The organism is Paracoccus sp. Arc7-R13 (genome assembly GCF_004010775.1).
GTDB classification, from domain to species: Bacteria; Pseudomonadota; Alphaproteobacteria; order Rhodobacterales; family Rhodobacteraceae; genus Paracoccus; species Paracoccus marcusii.
In genome coordinates, this window is the sequence record NZ_CP034810.1 from 704,210 (window position 1) to 721,719 (window position 17,510).

21 protein-coding genes are annotated in these 17,510 nt (G+C 68.2%); 9 read left to right on the forward strand and 12 right to left on the reverse strand.

Features of this window, described 5'->3' with window-relative positions; all coding sequences use genetic code 11:
* Window positions 1–4: 4 nt before the first annotated feature.
* Genes flgK through EOJ32_RS03480 form a run of 3 tightly spaced genes read left to right on the forward strand, consistent with a single transcriptional unit; the run spans window position 5 to window position 3,566 of the window.
* Window positions 5–1,450, forward strand: coding sequence for a flagellar hook-associated protein FlgK (gene flgK, locus EOJ32_RS03470; RefSeq protein ID WP_127897715.1), 1,446 nt, complete (start codon window positions 5–7; stop codon window positions 1,448–1,450).
* A 2-nt stretch (window positions 1,451–1,452) separates the two neighbouring features.
* Window positions 1,453–2,466 (forward strand): hypothetical protein, encoded by a 1,014-nt coding sequence (locus EOJ32_RS03475; protein ID WP_127897716.1) that lies wholly within the window; start codon window positions 1,453–1,455, stop codon window positions 2,464–2,466.
* Window positions 2,463–3,566 carry a flagellar basal body P-ring protein FlgI gene (locus EOJ32_RS03480; RefSeq protein ID WP_045980982.1) on the forward strand — a complete coding sequence of 368 codons (1,104 nt, stop codon included), beginning with the start codon at window positions 2,463–2,465 and terminating at the stop codon, window positions 3,564–3,566. The genes EOJ32_RS03475 and EOJ32_RS03480 overlap by 4 nt, the downstream gene beginning before the upstream one ends.
* Before the next feature lie 3 nt (window positions 3,567–3,569).
* On the opposite strand, the gene EOJ32_RS03485 is transcribed toward EOJ32_RS03480, so the two are convergent.
* The 10 genes from EOJ32_RS03485 to EOJ32_RS03530 all read right to left on the reverse strand — a co-directional run bounded on the left by EOJ32_RS03485 (window position 3,570) and on the right by EOJ32_RS03530 (window position 9,194).
* Window positions 3,570–4,496: a glycosyltransferase gene (locus tag EOJ32_RS03485; RefSeq protein ID WP_127897717.1), complete on the reverse strand. Its 927-nt coding sequence runs from the start codon at window positions 4,494–4,496 to the stop codon at window positions 3,570–3,572.
* 84 nt (window positions 4,497–4,580) lie between these two features.
* Window positions 4,581–5,147 (reverse strand): hypothetical protein, encoded by a 567-nt coding sequence (locus EOJ32_RS03490; protein ID WP_127897718.1) that lies wholly within the window; start codon window positions 5,145–5,147, stop codon window positions 4,581–4,583.
* Between the two features lie 10 nt (window positions 5,148–5,157).
* Entirely contained in the window at window positions 5,158–5,883 is a 726-nt protein-coding gene (gene flgH / locus EOJ32_RS03495) for a flagellar basal body L-ring protein FlgH (RefSeq protein WP_045980981.1), read from the reverse strand.
* Window positions 5,884–5,894: 11 nt separating this feature from the next.
* Window positions 5,895–6,308 (reverse strand): flagellar basal body P-ring formation chaperone FlgA, encoded by a 414-nt coding sequence (flgA, locus tag EOJ32_RS03500; RefSeq protein WP_045980980.1) that lies wholly within the window; start codon window positions 6,306–6,308, stop codon window positions 5,895–5,897.
* Window positions 6,308–7,093, reverse strand: a complete 786-nt coding sequence (gene flgG / locus EOJ32_RS03505; RefSeq protein WP_045980979.1) for a flagellar basal-body rod protein FlgG — start codon at window positions 7,091–7,093, stop codon at window positions 6,308–6,310. The genes flgA and flgG overlap by 1 nt, the downstream gene beginning before the upstream one ends.
* A 9-nt stretch (window positions 7,094–7,102) precedes the next feature.
* A complete protein-coding gene (locus EOJ32_RS03510) occupies window positions 7,103–7,819 on the reverse strand; it encodes a flagellar hook-basal body complex protein (protein WP_045980978.1) in 717 nt (238 codons plus the stop codon).
* Between the two features lies 1 nt (window position 7,820).
* Window positions 7,821–8,087 carry a flagellar biosynthetic protein FliQ gene (locus EOJ32_RS03515; RefSeq protein WP_042250834.1) on the reverse strand — a complete coding sequence of 89 codons (267 nt, stop codon included), beginning with the start codon at window positions 8,085–8,087 and terminating at the stop codon, window positions 7,821–7,823.
* A gap of 15 nt (window positions 8,088–8,102) precedes the next feature.
* Window positions 8,103–8,387 (reverse strand): flagellar hook-basal body complex protein FliE, encoded by a 285-nt coding sequence (locus EOJ32_RS03520; protein ID WP_127897719.1) that lies wholly within the window; start codon window positions 8,385–8,387, stop codon window positions 8,103–8,105.
* Between the two features lie 12 nt (window positions 8,388–8,399).
* Window positions 8,400–8,792 carry a flagellar basal body rod protein FlgC gene (gene flgC / locus EOJ32_RS03525; RefSeq protein WP_045980976.1) on the reverse strand — a complete coding sequence of 131 codons (393 nt, stop codon included), beginning with the start codon at window positions 8,790–8,792 and terminating at the stop codon, window positions 8,400–8,402.
* 12 nt (window positions 8,793–8,804) lie between these two features.
* A complete protein-coding gene (locus EOJ32_RS03530; RefSeq protein ID WP_045980975.1) occupies window positions 8,805–9,194 on the reverse strand; it encodes a FlgB family protein in 390 nt (129 codons plus the stop codon).
* Between the two features lie 99 nt (window positions 9,195–9,293).
* Between EOJ32_RS03530 and EOJ32_RS03535 the strand changes: the two genes are divergently transcribed.
* Window positions 9,294–10,616: a FliI/YscN family ATPase gene (locus EOJ32_RS03535; RefSeq protein WP_046000726.1), complete on the forward strand. Its 1,323-nt coding sequence runs from the start codon at window positions 9,294–9,296 to the stop codon at window positions 10,614–10,616.
* Window positions 10,617–10,729: 113 nt separating this feature from the next.
* A complete protein-coding gene (locus tag EOJ32_RS03540) occupies window positions 10,730–11,461 on the forward strand; it encodes a Crp/Fnr family transcriptional regulator (protein WP_045980973.1) in 732 nt (243 codons plus the stop codon).
* 4 nt (window positions 11,462–11,465) lie between these two features.
* Here EOJ32_RS03540 and EOJ32_RS03545 read toward each other — a convergent pair whose 3' ends face one another.
* Together EOJ32_RS03545 and EOJ32_RS03550 are read right to left on the reverse strand one after the other, a co-directional pair.
* Entirely contained in the window at window positions 11,466–12,287 is an 822-nt protein-coding gene (locus EOJ32_RS03545; RefSeq protein ID WP_127897720.1) for an extensin family protein, read from the reverse strand.
* Window positions 12,284–13,627, reverse strand: coding sequence for a L,D-transpeptidase (locus tag EOJ32_RS03550; RefSeq protein ID WP_127897721.1), 1,344 nt, complete (start codon window positions 13,625–13,627; stop codon window positions 12,284–12,286). Before EOJ32_RS03550 ends, EOJ32_RS03545 begins: the two co-directional genes overlap by 4 nt.
* Before the next feature lie 145 nt (window positions 13,628–13,772).
* Here EOJ32_RS03550 and EOJ32_RS03555 point away from each other — a divergent pair, with 145 nt between their 5' ends.
* From EOJ32_RS03555 to EOJ32_RS03570, 4 genes are read left to right on the forward strand one after another with little or no spacing between them, the layout of a single operon-like run.
* On the forward strand, window positions 13,773–14,831 hold the full coding sequence (locus EOJ32_RS03555; protein WP_127897722.1) for a C4-dicarboxylate TRAP transporter substrate-binding protein: 1,059 nt from the start codon (window positions 13,773–13,775) through the stop codon (window positions 14,829–14,831).
* Between the two features lie 4 nt (window positions 14,832–14,835).
* Window positions 14,836–15,342 carry a TRAP transporter small permease gene (locus EOJ32_RS03560; protein WP_045980970.1) on the forward strand — a complete coding sequence of 169 codons (507 nt, stop codon included), beginning with the start codon at window positions 14,836–14,838 and terminating at the stop codon, window positions 15,340–15,342.
* The gene (locus EOJ32_RS03565) at window positions 15,342–16,670 is read left to right on the forward strand and encodes a TRAP transporter large permease (protein WP_045980969.1); all 1,329 of its coding nucleotides are present in this window, start codon (window positions 15,342–15,344) and stop codon (window positions 16,668–16,670) included. The genes EOJ32_RS03560 and EOJ32_RS03565 overlap by 1 nt, the downstream gene beginning before the upstream one ends.
* A complete protein-coding gene (locus EOJ32_RS03570) occupies window positions 16,670–17,503 on the forward strand; it encodes an IclR family transcriptional regulator (RefSeq protein ID WP_127897723.1) in 834 nt (277 codons plus the stop codon). Before EOJ32_RS03565 ends, EOJ32_RS03570 begins: the two co-directional genes overlap by 1 nt.
* Window positions 17,504–17,510: the final 7 nt, after the last annotated feature.

Sequence of the window (17,510 nt, forward strand, 5' to 3'; positions counted from 1 at the left end):
GGACATGAGCATTGCCAAGGCGATATCGAACGCGATGTCGGGGCTGACTGCCACCGCGCGCGGCACCGAAACGGTGGCGTCGAACATCGCCAACGTCATGACGCCCGGTTATGCCCGGCGCGACATGGTGGTGTCCGCCCAACTGCACGGCGGGGGCGTGCGCATCGACGGCATCACTAGGATCGTCAATTCCAGCCTGCTCTCCGAATCGCGCCTGGCGGCCTCGTCCGTCGGTGACGGCGCCGCACGCGCGTCGTTTCACCGGTCGATGGAAAAGGTCATCGGTCTTCCCGGAGAGGCGCATTCCCTGTCGGGTGCGCTGACCGATTTCCAGGCCGCGCTCAGCAGTGCGGCGACGCGGCCCGATGACGAGATCCGCCTGTCGCAGGTCGTCAGCACGGCCTCGGCGCTGGCGGACCGGCTGAACGCGGCGTCGACCGCGGTTCAGGGCGCGCGCAGCGCCGCGCAGCAGGGCATCGCGTCCGACGTGGCGACGGTGAACGCCTCGCTGGAGCGGGTGGCCTATCTGAATGCGCGCATCTCCATCCTGGATTCCGACGGCAAGGATGCCACCCCGTTGATGGACGAACGCCAGCAGGTGATCGACCGCATCGCAAGCATCATTCCCATCCAGGAGGTCGCGCGCGACTCGGGCAAGGTCGCCCTGTTCAGCGCCGAGGGGGCGGTGCTGCTGGATGGCAGCGTGCCGGCCCGGCTGGGATTCTCAGGCGCGGATCAGGTGACCGCGGGCCAGGTCGTTGGCGCACCCCTGGAACTGCTGACCCTGAACGGGACGCCGGTTACCGCAGCGCAGATGCGCCTGTTCGGCGGCGGGTCCTTGGCCGCCAACTTCCAGATTCGCGATCAGCTGGCCCCGCAGATGCAGTCGGAACTGGACGACTTGGCCTTTGACCTGCACCAGCGTTTGGTCGATCCCGCCGTTGATCCGTCCCTCGGGGCTGCCGATGCCGGGCTGTTCACCGACGGCGGTGCGCGCGCGACCGCGGCGACGGTCGTTGCCCTGTCCGGTCGGATCGCGCTGAATGCGACGGTCGATCCGGGACAGGGGGGCCAGCTGTGGCGCCTGAGGTCGGGCCTGCAGGCGGCGAACGGCGAACCGACGGGCCAATCCGCGATTCTTTCGGCGCTGGTCCAGGCACTGGACGCGCCGCGCCCGGCGCAGGCGGGCAGCGGCTTCGAGGGGAACGGCACGCTGACCGTCCGGTTCGGATCGGTCGAGTCGCGGGTGTCGACGCGGCGCGTCGAGGCCGAGGCCGACCTGACCATCCGCAGCAGCCGCCAGTCGACCATCGCCTCCAGCCTGATGGCCGAGGGCGTGGACAGCGACGCCGAGATGCAACGCCTGCTGCAATACGAACAGTCCTATGCCGCCAATGCCCGCGTGCTGGTCGCCGTGGACGAGATGATCAACCAGATCCTGAGGATGTAGCCGTGACCCTGAACAGTATCGGTGACCAAGCCCGCGCCTATGCGCTGCAGGTCGCCTCGAACCGGATCAAGACGACCCTGTCCACCCTGACCCAGGAGGTCGCGTCCGGGCAGGTCGCGGATGTGGGCCAGCGCGTTGGCGGCAACACCCGCGCCCTGAACGAGATCGAAGGCCGCATCCAGCTGGCCGGGCAGTTGCGCCAGAACGGTCAGGATGCGGGCATCCGGCTGCAGGCGGTGCAGGACATGTTCGACGCCGTCCGGCTCAGCACGACGGAGCTGGGCCTGGCCCTGGCCACCGACCCGTTCAACGACCAGGCCCTGCTGGGGACACGGTCGACAGAAGTGGCCAATGCGTTCGATTCGGTGATCCAGAGGCTGAACGGCACGAACAGCAACCGGTACCTTTTGTCCGGAGAGGCATCAGACGTGGCCCCCCTGTCGGACGCGACCAGCATCCTGGACAGCCTGCAGGCCATCGTCGCGCCGCTGACCACGGCCGCAGACGTCGCCCAAGCGGTGTCCGACTGGTTCGACGCTCCGGCCGGGGGCGGCGGGTTTCTGGACACGGCCTATCACGGGACCCTTGGCCAGCCGCAGCGGATCACCGTCGGAGAGGGAGTCTCGGTCGAGATGCAGACGACCGGTGCGTCCGGCCCGGTGCGCGACCTGCTGAAGGGCCTGGCGACCGCAGCCATCCTGGACCGCGGTATCCTGGCGGGCAACGTGGCCGAGCGGAGGGAGCTGTTGTCCACGGGCGGCACCCTGATGGTCGCCGCGGACAGCGCCGTTCTGGGAGAGATGGGGCGTGTGGGCCTTGCCCAGCAGACCGTCGAGCGCGCGCAGGTCACCGGGACCTCGACCCTGAACACGCTGGAACGGGCCCGCGGCGACATCCGCAGCGCCGACCCGTTCGAGACGGCAGCAGCCCTGACCGAAGTGCAAAGCCAGCTGGAATCTCTCTATGCGGTCCAGGCGCGGCTGGCGAACCTCAACCTGGTGGATTTCCTGCGATGAAGACAGTTCTGCAAGCACTGATCCTGTGGATGGCCGTGGCGACCTCGGCCCTGGCTGTGCCCGTGCGCATCAAGGATCTGGCCGATTTCGACGGCGTACGGGGCAACGACCTGGTCGGCTATGGGCTTGTCGTCGGCTTGGACGGGTCGGGCGACGGCATGCGCAATGCCCCCTTCACCGAAGAGATGCTGGCCGGCCTGCTGGAACGGCTTGGGGTGAACGTCACCGATGACGCCCTGAGGTCCAAGAACGTGGCGGCGGTGATCGTGACGGCCACCCTGCCGCCCTTTGCGCGGTCGGGCAGCAGGATCGACGTGAGCGTCTCTGCGATCGGCGACGCGAAAAGCCTGCTGGGCGGTACGCTGGTGATGACCCCGCTGAAGGCCGCGGATGGCAACATCTATGCCGTGGCCCAGGGATCGATCATCGCGGGCGGGGTCGCGGCGCAGGGCGACGCGGCCCGCGTGGTCGAAGGTGTGCCCACCACCGGAAGCATCCCGGTGGGCGCCCGGGTCGAGCGCGAGGTAGAGTTCGATTTCGCCGGCATCGACGACATCCGCATCGCGCTGCGCAATGCCGACTTCACCACCGCCACGCGGGTCGAGGACGCGATCAACCGCGACTTCAACCGCCAGCTGGCAGTCACGCTGGACAGCGGCACGGTCGTCGTGAACTTCCGCGGCCTGGGCGACGTGAACCCCGCTCGCGTCGTCGGCCGGATCGAGAACCTGCTGATCGAACCCGAAGACCGGGCCAAGGTCGTGATCGACCACAAGTCCGGGACGATCGTGGTGGGCGAACGCGTGCGCATTTCCCGGGTGGCGGTGTCGCAGGGCAACCTGACCCTGCGCGTGGCCGAGGCACCGCTGGTATCCCAGCCCAACCCCTTTGCCGCTGGAGAGACAGTGACCGTGCCCCGCACCGCCGTCGACGTGAACCAGGAACCCGGCATCGGCTTTGTGGAGGTGGCCGGAGAGACCAACCTGTCGGATCTTGTCGACGGTCTGAATGCCTTGGGTGTGCGGCCTCGCGACATGATCGACATCCTGAAGTCGATCCATTCGGCAGGTGCCCTGCACGCGGACCTGATCGTCGAATAGCGATCAGGCGCGCAGGGCGCCGGTCAGCGCCGACAGCGCAAGGGCCGCCGTCCCGGGCCGCGTCTGCCGATAAAATCCGCCACGCCGCATGGCCATCACGGCCTGCGGCCCGGTGCTGTCCAGCATCCGGCCCAGATGCGCCAGCGTCGCGCGGCTGTCGGACGGAAGATCCAGGGGCAATAGGCTGGCGCGGTTGGCCCGCAGCCAGCCGCCGAACTGCCCGGCCATCAGCTTGCGCAGCCGCGCAGCCAGCGCAGGCAAGGTATCGTTGCGCCCGACTTCGGATCGGGCATGCTGGCGGTACAGCAACCCGGGTTCCGGGTCGTGGATCAGCGTCGCGCCGTGGCCCGCGCTGACCTGATAGGCCCACCAGTCATGAGAGATCACCCCCGCCCGCATTGCATGCGGCGCGGCGTGCTGCAGCAGCGCCACGGCATGCCGGTTTAACACCGAGGTGTTGCCCGCCATGCAGGCCTGGACCAGCGCGTTGCGAAAGCCCAAGGGACGCAGGAACCGGCGCGATGGTGCCAGGGGGCGCAGGTCCGCATCGGTGATGATGGTCCGGGCGGCGTAATGGGCGGGTCCGGCCAACCCCTGCAGGGCGGACACCGCGCGGGCCAGCTTGTGCGGCAGCCACTGGTCGTCCTGATCGCAGAACGCGGCCGATGCATCGGGGGGCACGTGATCCAGCAGCGACAGGAAGTTCCGCGTGGCGCCCGCGCGCGGTCCGTCGACCAGGCGCACCTGTCCTGCGGGCCGATCCGCCGCGAACCGTTCGACGATCTGCCGGGTTTCATCGGTCGACCCATCATCGGACACGATCAGCGACCAATCCGCGTGCGTCTGTGCCGCGATGCTGTCCAACTGCGTGCCCAGATGCGGCGCGCCCTGCCAGGTCGCCATCAGGATCACCACGTGATGCGCGTGCAACGGCCCCTCCGGAAAAGCAGACACCCGAAGCGGTCGCTCCGGGTGTCTGCGGTTCTGGCCCGAAGGCGCGGCAAGGGCAAGCGGTCAGCCCGGCTGGCGGGCGATATCCTCGATCAGGATGGCGGTGACGGGGGCATCCGTCGCGGTCTTGGCGGCCTGCAGCAGACCCTCGCGCAGGGTGACAAGGTTGCGATCCGCGGTGAAGTTGCCGTCGAAACCGCCGGTATTGGCGTGGATCATCAGCTGGCGCAGCAGGGCGTCGCGCAGGATGTGCTCCTTCTTCGACAGCGCCTGGAGGTTGGCCCCGTCGGTCTGCAGGGTCACCGTCAGAATCATCACGTCGCGCAGGTCGCCCTGACGCATCAAGGGCACGAAGAACTGTGTCGGGAACTGGAAATAGGCGGCCTCGGTGGGGTCACCCCCGCCACCATGATCGCCGCCCCCGTGGTCTCCGCCCCCGTGATCGTCGCCGCCATGATCCTCGCCACCGCCGTGGCCGTCATCGGCGGGGGCTGCGCCGTGATCGTCCGCGGCTGCGGCCTCGGTTGCGGGATCGGCCGGTGATGCGGGGGCGCGCAGCATGTCGCCGCCGAATGCGCCGCCGACCAGGGCTAGCACGGGCAGGGCGATGGGAATGATTTTCTTGATCACGGGAACACCTTCAATAGGGCAGGACGATGTCGGCGATCTGCTGGCCATAGCGGGGCTGCTGCACATCGGTGATCTGGCCGCGGCCGCCATAGCTGATGCGCGCACCGGCGATGCGGTCATAGGCGATCTCGTTGCTGCGATCGATGTCGGCGGGGCGTACGAAACCGCTGACGGTCAGCTCGCGCAATTCGAAGTTCACGCGCACCTCTTGCGTGCCCTGGATCTGCAGCGTGCCGTTGGGCAGCGTGTCCACGACCGTCGCCGCCACCCGCAACGTCAGCTGATCGCGTCGCGAGATGTTGCCGTTGCCGCGATAGGATGACGACGACGACGCGTCGGCTAGGTTGTCGAAGCTGGCACCTTCGGGCAGCTTCTCGCCAAGGCGCTGCGGGATGCCGACCATCTGCGGGATCGACAGGCTCTCGCTGCTGGCGCGGTTGCGACCGCTGCTGTTGCTGATCGTGGCCTCGTCGTCGATCTCGATCACGACGGTCAGGATGTCGCCGCGGATGGCCGCGCGACGGTCGCTGATCAACGACGACTGGGTGCCGGCCCACAGCGAGGCCGCGGCCTCGGGGCGGCCCGAATCCAGCGGCAGGTTCAGGGGCGGATTGGTCATCGCCAGGAATTCCTCGGTCTCGCGGGGCGAGGTCAGTTCGGGCGGCTGGCCGATATTGGCGGCGCGCGAACAGCCCGCGGCGGCAAGGGCCAGGCACAGCAGATAGGCGGGTTTCATCGTCGTTCCTCTCAATTGGTGACGGCCAGCGTGCCGTCCGGCATCACCTGGGCGGTGACCGTGCTGCGCGAGCCCATGTTCATGACGCGGATCAGTTCTCCGGCGGCGCCGTCCGACATGGCGCGCCCCTCGGTGTCGATCTGCAGGGCGCCCCGCTGAAAGCGCAGGCGCACGATCTGGTTGCGGCCGATCACGCGGGGCGCCTGCAGCATGTTGGCGTGCAGCGGCCGGCCTTCGTAGATGGTGATGCGGGTCTGCATCCCGATCGCGGCGGACGGGTCTGTCAGGCCGGGCCGGTCGCTGTCGATCACCGTCAGGTCGCCCGCCGCGATCACGTGCCCGACCGGCAGGGTGTGCGCCGCGCCCAGGGCGCCTGCGAAGGCCGCCCCCGGCAGCAGCGCCAGCATCACGATCAGCGCCCGCATCACCGCACCTGCGTCGTGGCGCCGAGCATCTGGTCGGCAGCGGTGATGACCTTGGCGTTCAGCTCGTAGCCGCGCTGCGCCTTGATCAGGTCGGTGATCTCGCGCACCGCATCGACAGAGCTTTCCTCCAGATAGCCCTGGCGCAGGGTGCCCAGGCCGTCCTGGCCGGGATTCACGACCTGCGGGCCGCCCGAGGCTGCGGTCTCGATGAACAGGTTGGACCCGATCGCCTCGAGGCCCTTCTCGTTTGCGAAACCGGCCAGGGTCAGCTGGCCCAGCAGCTCGGCATCGACCCGGTCGGCGAAGTAGGCATAGACCTCTCCGCCGGCATTGATGGTGATGGCGCGGGCATCCTCGGGGATGGTGATGTCGGGGACGACCGGATAGCCGTCCGAGGTCACGATCTGCCCCTCGGGCGAGCGCTTCAGCCCGCCGTCGCGAGTATACCCCGAGACCCCGGACGGCAGCGTCACCTCAAGATAACCATCGCCCTCGATGGCCAGATCCAGGTCGCCGCCCGTCTGCGTCAGCGCGCCCTGCTGCAGGTTCACGCTGACCGCTGTGGGGCGCACGCCAAGGCCCAGCTGGACTCCGGCGGGGATCACAGTGCCGTCGGCGGCCGTGACGCTGCCCGGACGGGCGGCCTGCTGGTAGTGCAGGTCCGCGAACTCGGCACGGCGGGCGTTGTAGCCGGTCGTGGACATGTTCGCGAGGTTGTTCGAGATGACCTCGACGCGGGTCTGCTGCGCGCTCATGCCGGAGGCGGCGATCTGCAGGGCTCTCATGGTGGCTCCTTATCGGGTCATGGCGGTGATCGCGCCGCGGATCCGCTGATCCTCGCGATCCAGGAAGGTCTGGCCCAGCTCGTAGGCGCGCTGGACCTCGATCATGCGGGTGATCTCGAAGATCGGGTCGACGTTGCTGTCCTCCAGGAAGCCCTGGCGGATGCGTCCCTCCTCGACTAGCTGCGGCTCGCCCTCGACGGCGAAGCCGGTGCCGCTCTGGCGGGTCAGGTCGGTGCCTTCGGGCGGGGTGAACAGGCCGATGCGGCCAAAGGGCAGGCCGTTCGACGACAGCGTGCCGTCGGCACCGATGGCCACCGCATTGGCGCCGGCTGGCAGGATGATCGGCGCCTGACCCTCGTCCAGCAGACGGTGGCCGTCGGCGGTCATCAGTTCCCCCTCCGCCGAGGGGATGAAGGCGCCCGCGCGGGTCAGGCGCAGCCCGTCGGGCGCCTCGACCAGAAAGAACCCCTCGCCCTCGATGGCCAGGTCCATGCTGTTGTTGGTCTGCGTCAGCCCGCCCTGCTGCAGGTCCAGCAGGCGGCCGCGGGCGTGGGCCATCGACAGCGTGTCGCCCTGCCGGTCCAGCGCGGACAGGTGTTCGGCAAAGATCACCCCCTCGCGCCGGTAACCGGTGGTGTTGGCGTTGGCGATGTTGTTGGCCACGACGCGCATTTCGGCCATCAGGCCGGATTGCCGCGACAGGCTGGCATAGATTGCGTTGTCCATCTCAGCTGCCCGCGATCATGGGGATGATTTCGCCCAGGTAGAAATCCGCCAGGGCGGTGGTCATGAAGCTCATCGAGACCCAGAAGACGACCAGCATCAGCCCCACCTTGGGCACGAAGGTCAGCGTCATCTCCTGGACCGAGGTCAGCGCCTGGAACAGGCCGATCACCACCCCCGCGATCAGCGCGACCCCCAGCAGCGGGGCCGAGATCCGGACCGAGATCAGCAGCGCCTGGCGCAGCATGTCGAAAAGGACCGTCTCTCCCATCACGACGTTCCTTCCCTATACCGGCATCCGCAGGATTTCCTGGTACGCCTCGACGACCTTGTCGCGGATCGCCACGACGGTGTTCATGGTCAGCTCGGCCTCCGCGATGGTCTGGACCAGCTGCTGGGTGCTGGTCTGGCCGGTCATGGCGCCGGTGGCGACCTGGTCGACCTGGGCCATCTGGGCGGCGAAATCCTCGGCGGCCTGCCCCACGCGGGCCAGGGCCTCCGATCCCTGCTGGGGGGCGACGGCCGTGCGGGCGGCGGAATAGGCGTTGGCGGCGTTCAATCCGGAAATCATGGGTCGGCCTTTCTAGCGGCGAAGAAGATCAAGAAGCGATCCGTTCATCTGACGGGTCTGTTCGAACATGCGCAGGTTGGCCTCGTAGCTGCGGCCCGCCTCGCGGGCGTCGGCCAGCTCGATCACCAGATCGACGTTGGATCCGTCGTAATAGCCGTCCTGGTCGGCCATCGGATGCGCGGGGTCATGGATGCGCGGCAGCGCCGACTGGTCCAGCTGCATGCGGCCGGCTTGGACCTCGCCCGTCGTGCGGCCGAAACGGACGGCCTCCTCGAAGGCCACCAGCTTGCGGCGATAGCCGGGCGTGTCGGCGTTCGCGATGTTCTCGGACGTGTGGCGCAGGCGTTCGGTCTGCGCACGCATCCCCGACGCTGCCATGCGCAGCGGTGAAATCTGATCGGTCATGGTGGTGGTTCCTTACCTGCGTCCCAGACTGGACCGCAGCAGGTCCAGCCCCGAGCGATAGATGGTCAGCGAACGGTCATGGCTGCTCTTGACCTCGGCGGCGCGGACCATCTCCTCCTCCAGCGACACGGAGTTGCCGTTCGGAGAGACGGGACCCGCGACCTCGATCACCCGCGCCCCGCCGGGCGACCATTGCGGCGCATCCAGGTGGCGGGCGTTCGACACGCGCAGCGTGCCGCCCTCCTCGGCCTGCCGATAGGTCTCGGCAAAGGGCTGCAGGTCGTGGGCACGGAAACCGGGCGTGTCCGCATTGGCGATGTTGCGCGCCACCTCGATGTGGCGGGCCTGCGTGTGCTGGCCCATCGCGCGGGCCATCCGCAGCATTTCGATCTTCTCAAACATGAGGCTTCTCCTCAATCTCGATAAACCCGGTCTTAACCCCAATTGGTTTAGAAACCGTTTCAGCCGCCGGATTTTCGACACGCGGCGAAAGGAGATCGGATGGACAAGCTTGAATCGATCGCGCGCCGGCTGTCGCAGCTGCGCCTGGCCACGCATTACGGTCGCGTGCAGTCGATCCGCGCGGGCCTGATCGCCGCCGAAGGGCTGAACGGGCGCGCATCGGTCGGCGACCGGGTGCGAATCGCCCTGCAATCGGGCGATCTGGGCGGAGAGATCGTGGGCCTGTCGCCCCGCGCCGCCCAGATCCTGCCCGAGGGCCCGATCGAGGGGCTGTCGGTCGGCGCCCAGGTGCAGCTGGACTTCGCGCCGCGAATCGCCCCCTGCGATGCCTGGATCGGCCGGATCATCGACCCGTTGGGACAGCCCCTGGACGGCCGCCCGCTGACCCAGGGCCTGACGCGCCGCAGTTTTCGGACCGAAGCGCCGCCTGCCGCCACGCGCAAGCGCCTTGGGGCGCGGCTGGCCACCGGAATGGCTGTCTTCGACACGCTGCTGCCCATCGTCGCGGGACAGCGGATCGGCCTGTTCGCGGGATCGGGGGTGGGAAAGTCCACGCTGCTGTCGCAGATGGCGCGCGGGGTACAGGCCGATGTCGTGGTGATCGCCATGATCGGCGAACGCGGTCGCGAGCTGCGCGAATTCGTCGAAAAGACGATGGGTCCGGAGGGCATGGCCCGTGCGGTGATCGTCGCGGCGACCTCGGATCAGTCGCCGCTGATCCGGCGGCGCTGTGCCTGGGCCGCGATGGCCGTGGCCGAGCATTTTCGCGACCAGGGCCGCCACGTCCTGTTCCTGGCCGATTCGATCACCCGCTTTGCCGAGGCGCACCGCGAGATCGCCTTGGCCGCGGGCGAGCCCCCAAGCTATCGCGGCTTTCCCCCGTCGGTGTCGAACCTGATCATGGCGCTGGCGGAACGCGCAGGCCCCGGCCCGGAAGGGTCGGGCGACATCACCGGCATCTTCAGCGTGCTGGTCGCGGGATCGGACATGGAGGAGCCGGTGGCCGACATCCTGCGCGGGACGCTGGACGGCCATGTCGTGCTGGACCGCACCATCGCGGAACGGGGCCGCTTTCCGGCGGTCGACGTGGTGCGGTCGGTGTCACGGTCGCTGCCCGATGCCGCCAGCGCGGTCGAGAACGCGGCCATCGGGCGGGCCCGCGCGGCGCTGGGCGCCTATGCCGAATCGGAACTGATGATCCGCGCGGGCCTCTATGCGCCCGGTTCGGACGCCAAGCTGGACGAGGCGGTGCGATTGTACCCCCAGCTGGACGAATTCGTGACGCGCCGTTGCCCCGGCATCGCGGACAGCTTTGCCGCGTTGGAGGCCGCGCTGCGCCTGCCCATGCGCGCGCGCGCGTGAAACCAAGCGGCGCCGCGTTGCGTTGGCTTAATCAATGTTAGAACGCAAGGGGGGACCATTGCGTCCAGAATCCCGATTTGCAACTGTCCGGCTGCCTTAGAAGGAGGGGCGGAATGGCGATTACCGAGTATTTTATCCGTTTCCTTCAACGACGTGACAGCTTGCCCGAACGCGATCTGGCCCGTCTTCGCGCCTTGCGTACCCAACATGTCAGCTTCGCCTCCGGAGAGGTGATCGTCCCCGTCGACCGGGTGGCGAAACGCAGCTGCATGATGCTGCGCGGCATGTCGGCGCGTTCGCACCGCCTGGTCGGCCGACCCGACGAACGGGTTATCACCGCCCTGCACGTGCCGGGCGATTTCGTCGATCTGCACGGGTTCGTTCTGGCCGGGCTGGAACATTCCGTCGTCGCTGTCGGTCCCGCCGAGGTCGAGTTCGTCGATCACGACGAACTGGTCGAGATCACCGAGAACTTTCCGCACCTGACGCGCCTGTTGTGGATGGCGACGCTGATCGACGCGGCGGTGCACCGGCAATGGCTGGTCGCGGCGGCCTCGCTGCGCTCGAGCGCGCATCTGGCCCACCTGCTGTGCGAGGTCTATACCCGCCTGAACGCCGTCGGCGCCGCGGCCGACCATCAGTTCTCTCTGCCTTTGCTGCAACGGGAACTGGCGGATATCCTGGGATATTCACCCATCCACGTGAACCGGGCCGTGCGCGATCTGCGCGATCGTGGTCTGCTGCGCTGGTCCGGGGCGGATGTGTCGATCCTGGACTGGAAGGGCCTGGCGATGCTGGCCCGGTTCGACCCGACCTATCTAGACATGGAGCGTCAGAGCCGCTGAGGTATCATTCGCACAGCCGCCAGCCGCCGTTCCGGGCTGCAATGTCCAGATGCAGGTGGTCGTCATGCGCGGCGTTCGATCCCGGTCCCAGAACGGTGGTGAACAGCAGGCATCCGGTCCCCTGCGCTGCCTTCTGAAAGCTTTCGGCGGCATCGCCGTCGCCTTGGCGCGGCTGCACCAGCACGGGATCGCCACCGTCGAAGAGAAAGCCCATCACGTCGATCGCATTGCCATAGCCGTGTTCCGACGGTTTCGGATCCGCCTCTCCGGTGCCCACGCGGTCGCGGCAGGAATAGGCCGGTCCGGTCTCCAGCGCGGTCAGGCGCGGCGTTTCGGGCAGAAGCCCCGCGGCAGGCTGCAGGAAATCCCGCGTCCACAACGCCAGCGACAGCGCGGCCGCACAGCGCATCACCGGCTCGCCTGACAGGGCGACGTCGGGCAGGATGCGGCTGACCTGCAGCGGACGGGCGATGCCGCAGTCGCGGTTGTCCGGGTCGGTCACGGGGGGCTGGGGGCGGAATTGCGCGCCCATCACCGACAGCGCCACTCGGCAGGCGTCGTATTCCGCGTCCGTCTCGGCCAAGGTGAACCAGACCGGCGGGGGCGGCGGGCCGAAGGGCTGCGCCGCAGGTTCGTCCGGTACCGATTCGCTGATCGCATCAGGGACCGGGTCCGGCGCTCGCGCCGGTTCCGCAGCTTCGGGCTTTTCGGGCGGGCGGTCGGCGGTCTGGGCGGTGTCAGGCTCTGCCTCAGGGGGGCGCTCCTGCGCCAAGGCGGGGACCACCGCCAGCGTCAACGCGATGATCGTCCCCGCCACGCGGATCATGGCTGCGCCTCTTCCAGAGGCGGGACGACGAACCCTTGGGGCAGCGCGCCGCTGAGCGCATCGCTGAGCGGATCAGGGGTCACGGGCGCTGCGGCATCCGGCGCGGCGGGGATGGCCGCCGGATCCGTGGCCGCAGGGGCCATCGGCGTCGGGGCAGTGGGGCTCGGGGCAGCGGCAGCCGGGGTCGTCGGGGCGACGGTGGCAGGCGCCTGAGGATCGGGCAGCGACAGCGGCAGCGCGGGGTCTGGCGTCGTGATCTGGTCGGTCGTGCCCTCGGGCAGCGCGATGTCGGCCACGGGCGGGCTGACCGCGGTGCCGCTGCCGGTCACGTCGGCGATGGTGACCCCGGCATCCAGGAACTGGACCTCGGTGCCGCCGATGGTGACCATGCCGGCCAGCTCCTCGGCATCCCAGTTGGTCAGGCGCACGCAGCCCATCGACTGGTTCGCGAACAGCTGCGACGGGGTGGGCGTGCCGTGGATGCCGTAGGTGGGCTTGGTCAGCCCGATCCAGACGGTGCCCACCGGCCCGTTCGGCCCCGGCGGGATGACCAGCGGACTGTCGTTGCCTTCCTGGCGGAAATTGACGTTGGGATTGTAGGTATAGTTCGGGTTGATCGCCACGGTCCGCACGTTGTGCGCCCCCTGCGGCGAGGGGGTGGCGCTGCTGCCGATGGTCGCTGGGTAATCTACGACCATCTGGCCGCGGGCGTTGTATCCGGCGACGCGGCGGTTGTCCTTGTCGATGATGATCCGCGTGACCTGGCCGCGCAGGCGGGGATTCGGCGCCATCACCTGGATGGTCGCGCCGGGTACCAGGGCCACGCCGGGGTTCAGGAACTCGATGAACTTCTCGTCCATGTGGAACCGCTCGCCCAGGCGCTCGGCGACGCTGGTATGGGCCATGGCGGGCATCAGCGCCTTTTCCGCGTAATCCGTGGGGATCGACGCGGCCAGCCCAGCGGCGTCCTCGGCGGTGACGACATAGGTCTGGGTGACGGGGCGCGTCGCGAAGGACTGCAGCAGATTCCAGACATGGGGGTCCATCACGCCGTCCTGGGGCAGGCCCGTGCGGCGTTCGAACGCCTTGATCGCGCTCTGGCTCATCCCGCCCTTGAACCCGTCGATGACGCCCGGAGAGGTCCCGGACCGGTCCAGCAGCAGCTGCACCTTGGCGGTCAGGGCCGACCGGCCCCGGGGCAGATCGCTGCCGTCATACTGCGCGGCCTCGATCTCGGTGGCGGTGAAGGGCAGGTCCGGGGTCTGGGCCGCGGCGGGCCAGGCCCAGCCCAGGGACAGGCCAAGGGCCAGCAGCAGCGGTCGGACGGGGTGGGGCGTCATGGGAAGCTCCGATGGTGAAGGCGCAACATCCGGCATCAGGCGGAAAACCGCCAGATAGCGCAGTGGTCACAATCAGGTCAATTCAAGGTTGCGTTCCGCAGTGCGGAATGGCAGCCTGCTAAGTGGAACTGGGAGGAGTTTTATCATGACCACACCGTCGTATCGCACGGCGCTAATGGCTGTCGGCCTGACCGCAGCCCTTGCCGCCCCCGCCATGTCGCAGACCACGCTGATCTATGGCGAGCCCGGTCCCAACCGCGGCGCGCGCGCCGAGGCGACGCAGTGGTTCGCCGATCAGGTGGCCGAACAATCGGGCGGCGACCTGATGCTGGACATCACCTGGGGCGGGGCGCTCTTTTCGGAAAAGGCCGCCGTCCAGTCCCTGCGCGACGGCGTGGCCGACCTGGGCAGCGTCATCGGCGTCTACTTCCCCCAGGACATGGTGGCCTACGGCATCGCCGACCTGCCGCTGGACAACCCCGATCCGTGGGTGGGCATGAAGGCCACCGACGCGCTGATGCGCAACAACGAGCAGATTAAGGCCAACCTGGCCGCGCAGAACCTGGTCTATGTGGGCACCTACACGACCTCTGCGGTGCAGATGGGCTGCAAGGGGCCGGCGGTGACCTCGGTCGACCAGCTGGCGGGCAAGAAGGTGCGTGGCGTCGGCGCCTATGGCCAGACCTTCCGCGACCTGGGCGCGACCCTGGTCGACATGAGCGTCTACGAGGCCTATCAGGGCATGGAGAACGGCCTGCTGGACTGCACCCAGACCTATTCCTACCTGGTCGCGGCGCTGAAGTTCGACGAGGTCTTCGACAGCTACACCTTCATCGACTGGGGCCAGGTCGGCGCGCTTGGCATCGTCATGAACAAGTCGATGTTCGATTCGCTGTCCCCCGAGCAGCAGCAGGTCATCATGACCGCAGGCGAGGGGCTGGCCGACGAATTCGGCCGCATCATCGAACAGGCGAACGCCGAATCGATCAAGATCCTGGAGGATGCCGGCAAGGAGATCGTCAGCTTCTCGGACGAGGATCGCGCGCGGCTGACCGAGGCGGGCCAGCCCTACCTGGACGAATGGGTCGCACGGGCGGATGCCGCGGGCCTGGACGGACAGGCGCTGCTGGACGAATACCGCGGCCTGATCGCGCAATACACGCAGGAGCTGGAAACGCAGGGTTATCCCTGGGAGCGCGGCTGATCCCATGCGCGTGATCGAACGGACACTTCTGGACCTGGCCGTCTTGGCGCTGATCGCGCTGGGGCTGGTGATCTTTGCTAACGTGGCGATGCGCGCGTTCTGGGGAACCAGCGTGCCCGATGCGATCATCCTGGTCCGCGAACTGATGGTCGCGGCCATCCTGCTGCCCATGGCGGCGGCGACGGCGGCGCGCAGCCACGTCGCCGTCACCTTCCTGTCGGACCGCATGCCGCCCCGCCTGCGCGCGACCCTCATCGTGCTGGGCCATGTCGTGGGCCTTCTGGCGCTGATGCCGCTGATCTATGCGTCCTGGCGGGTGGCCGGTCAGGCCTTCGCCTCGGGCGAGTTCTACTATGGCGACCTGAACCTGCCGCGTTGGCCGGGCGTGGCGCTGTTCATGGCCGGGCTGCTGCTAATGTGGGTGCGTCTGGCGATGCTGTTGGTGGGGGACCTGCGGCAGCTGCGCCACGGCGACGTGATCCTGGATGCCGACGGAAACGAGGTGAACTGATGGACCCGATGACGATCGGCCTTGTCGCGATGGCGGCGGTTCTGGTGCTGCTGGCGATGCGCGTGCCCATCGCGTTCGCCCTGGCGGGCGTGGCCAGCGTCGGCACGTTCCTGGTCTATGCCACGCGCACCGGCGCGTGGATGCCGGAACGGGCGCTGAACCCCACCAGCTCGGTGGTCTTCTCGAATTTCTTCGACCTGGTCCATTCCTATGATCTGTCGATGGTGCCGCTGTTCGTGGCCCTGGGCAACATCGCGTTCTATGCCGGCATCACCACGCGCATCTATGACGCGGCGGCGGTCTGGCTGCGGCCGGTGCGAGGCGGCGTGGCGATGGCATCGGTGCTGGGATGCGGCGGGTTCTCGGCCATCTCGGGGTCGTCGATCGCCTGCGCCTCGACGATGGGACGCATCTGCGTCCCCGAGATGCTGCGCATGGGCTATGACCCCAAGCTGGCCACCGCATCGGTGGCGGTGGGCGGCACCCTGGGATCGCTGATCCCGCCATCCGTGCTGTTCATCCTGTATGGCATCTTCACCGAGACATCGATCGCGCAACTGTTTCTGGCGGGCATCCTGCCGGGCATCCTGTCGCTGGCGGGCATGCTGCTGGTCATCGCCTGGTGGGTGAACCGTGACCCGGACGCGGCCCCCCGCGGCGAACGCGGCGATGCCAGCCGGACCGATGCGGCCATCGCGGCCTGGCCCGCGCTGCTGCTGTTCGTGGTCATCGTCGGCGGCATCTATGGCGGCATGTTCACCGCGACCGAGGCCGCGGCCGTCAGCGTCGTGCTGACCACGATCATCGGCTTTGCCCAACGCCGCCTGACGATGGGCGTCATGTGGCGCGCCGTCCGCGAAAGCCTGGTGCAGACCGCGGCGATCTTCCTGATCGCGGGCGCCGCCAAGATCTTCGTCAGCTTCGTCGCGCTGACGGGCATGGCGGGGGCGGTCGTGGGCATGGTGTCGGACGCCGAACTGTCGCTGGCCATGCTGATGCTGGTCGTCGTGGTGATCTATCTGGTGCTGGGCATGTTCCTGGACCCGATCGGGATCATGGTCCTGACGCTGCCCTTCATGGTGCCGCTGATCGAGGGTTACGGCCTGAACCTGATCTGGTTCGGCGTCATCGTCGTCAAGCTGCTGGAGATCGGGCTGATCACGCCGCCCGTGGGCCTGAACGTCTTCGTCGTCAGCAACGTCACCAAGTCGGTGGGGATCGACAAGATCTTTGCCGGCGTCACGCGGTTCCTGGCCGTGGACATGCTGGTCCTGCTGCTGCTGATCCTGTTCCCCATCCTGTCGCTGCTGATTCCGGGGTCCATGTGATGACCCCGGCCCCGGACACGCGCCCCGATTATGAGGACGACCGCAACTTTGCCACCGCGCTGGCGCGCGGGCTGTCGGTGCTGCGGGCGTTCCGGACCGATGACGACGGGCTGAGCAACGCGCAGATCGCGGAACGCACCGGCCTGCCGAAATCTACCGTGTCGCGGCTGACCTACACGCTTGGCTGCCTGGGCTACCTGACGCAGCCGCAGCGCAACGACCGCTATCGTCCCGGCCCGACGCTGCTGGCGATGGGGCATGTGGCGGCGGCATCGCTGGCCTTCCTGGATTCGGCGCAGGGCATGATGCAGGCCCTGGCCGACCAGACCGGCACGCTGGTCCTGTTCGCGGTGCGCGACCGCGACAAGGTCGCCCTGATGCGCACCTGGCGGCCGCAGCGCGCGGCGTCGATCTGGCTGGAGGTGGGCCACCGCCTGCCCATCGCCGGATCGTCGTCGGGCCTGGCCCTACTGGGCGCCACCACGCGCGAGGAATTCGCGGGCCTGCTGGCCGATCATCCCGAACCGCCGCTGGACGGCGGCACGCTGGAGGATCTGCGGCTGGAGGCGCGCGGCCAACTGATCGCCAAGGGCTATACCGTGGTGCGCCAGGGGCTGCGCTATTCGTCCAACATCTCGGCGGTGTCGGTGCCGTTCCGGTCGGCGCGGCTGGCCGGCCCGGTGATGTTCTCCTGCGGGGCGCTGGACGACGTGCTGCCCGATGACCGCATCCATACCCATGTCGGCCCCGTGCTGCGCGAAACGGTCGCCCGCCTGCAACGGCTGGTCGGTGCCGACGGCGTGCCCGCCTGGCCCGGCAGCCCGAATGACTGAGAGGTTT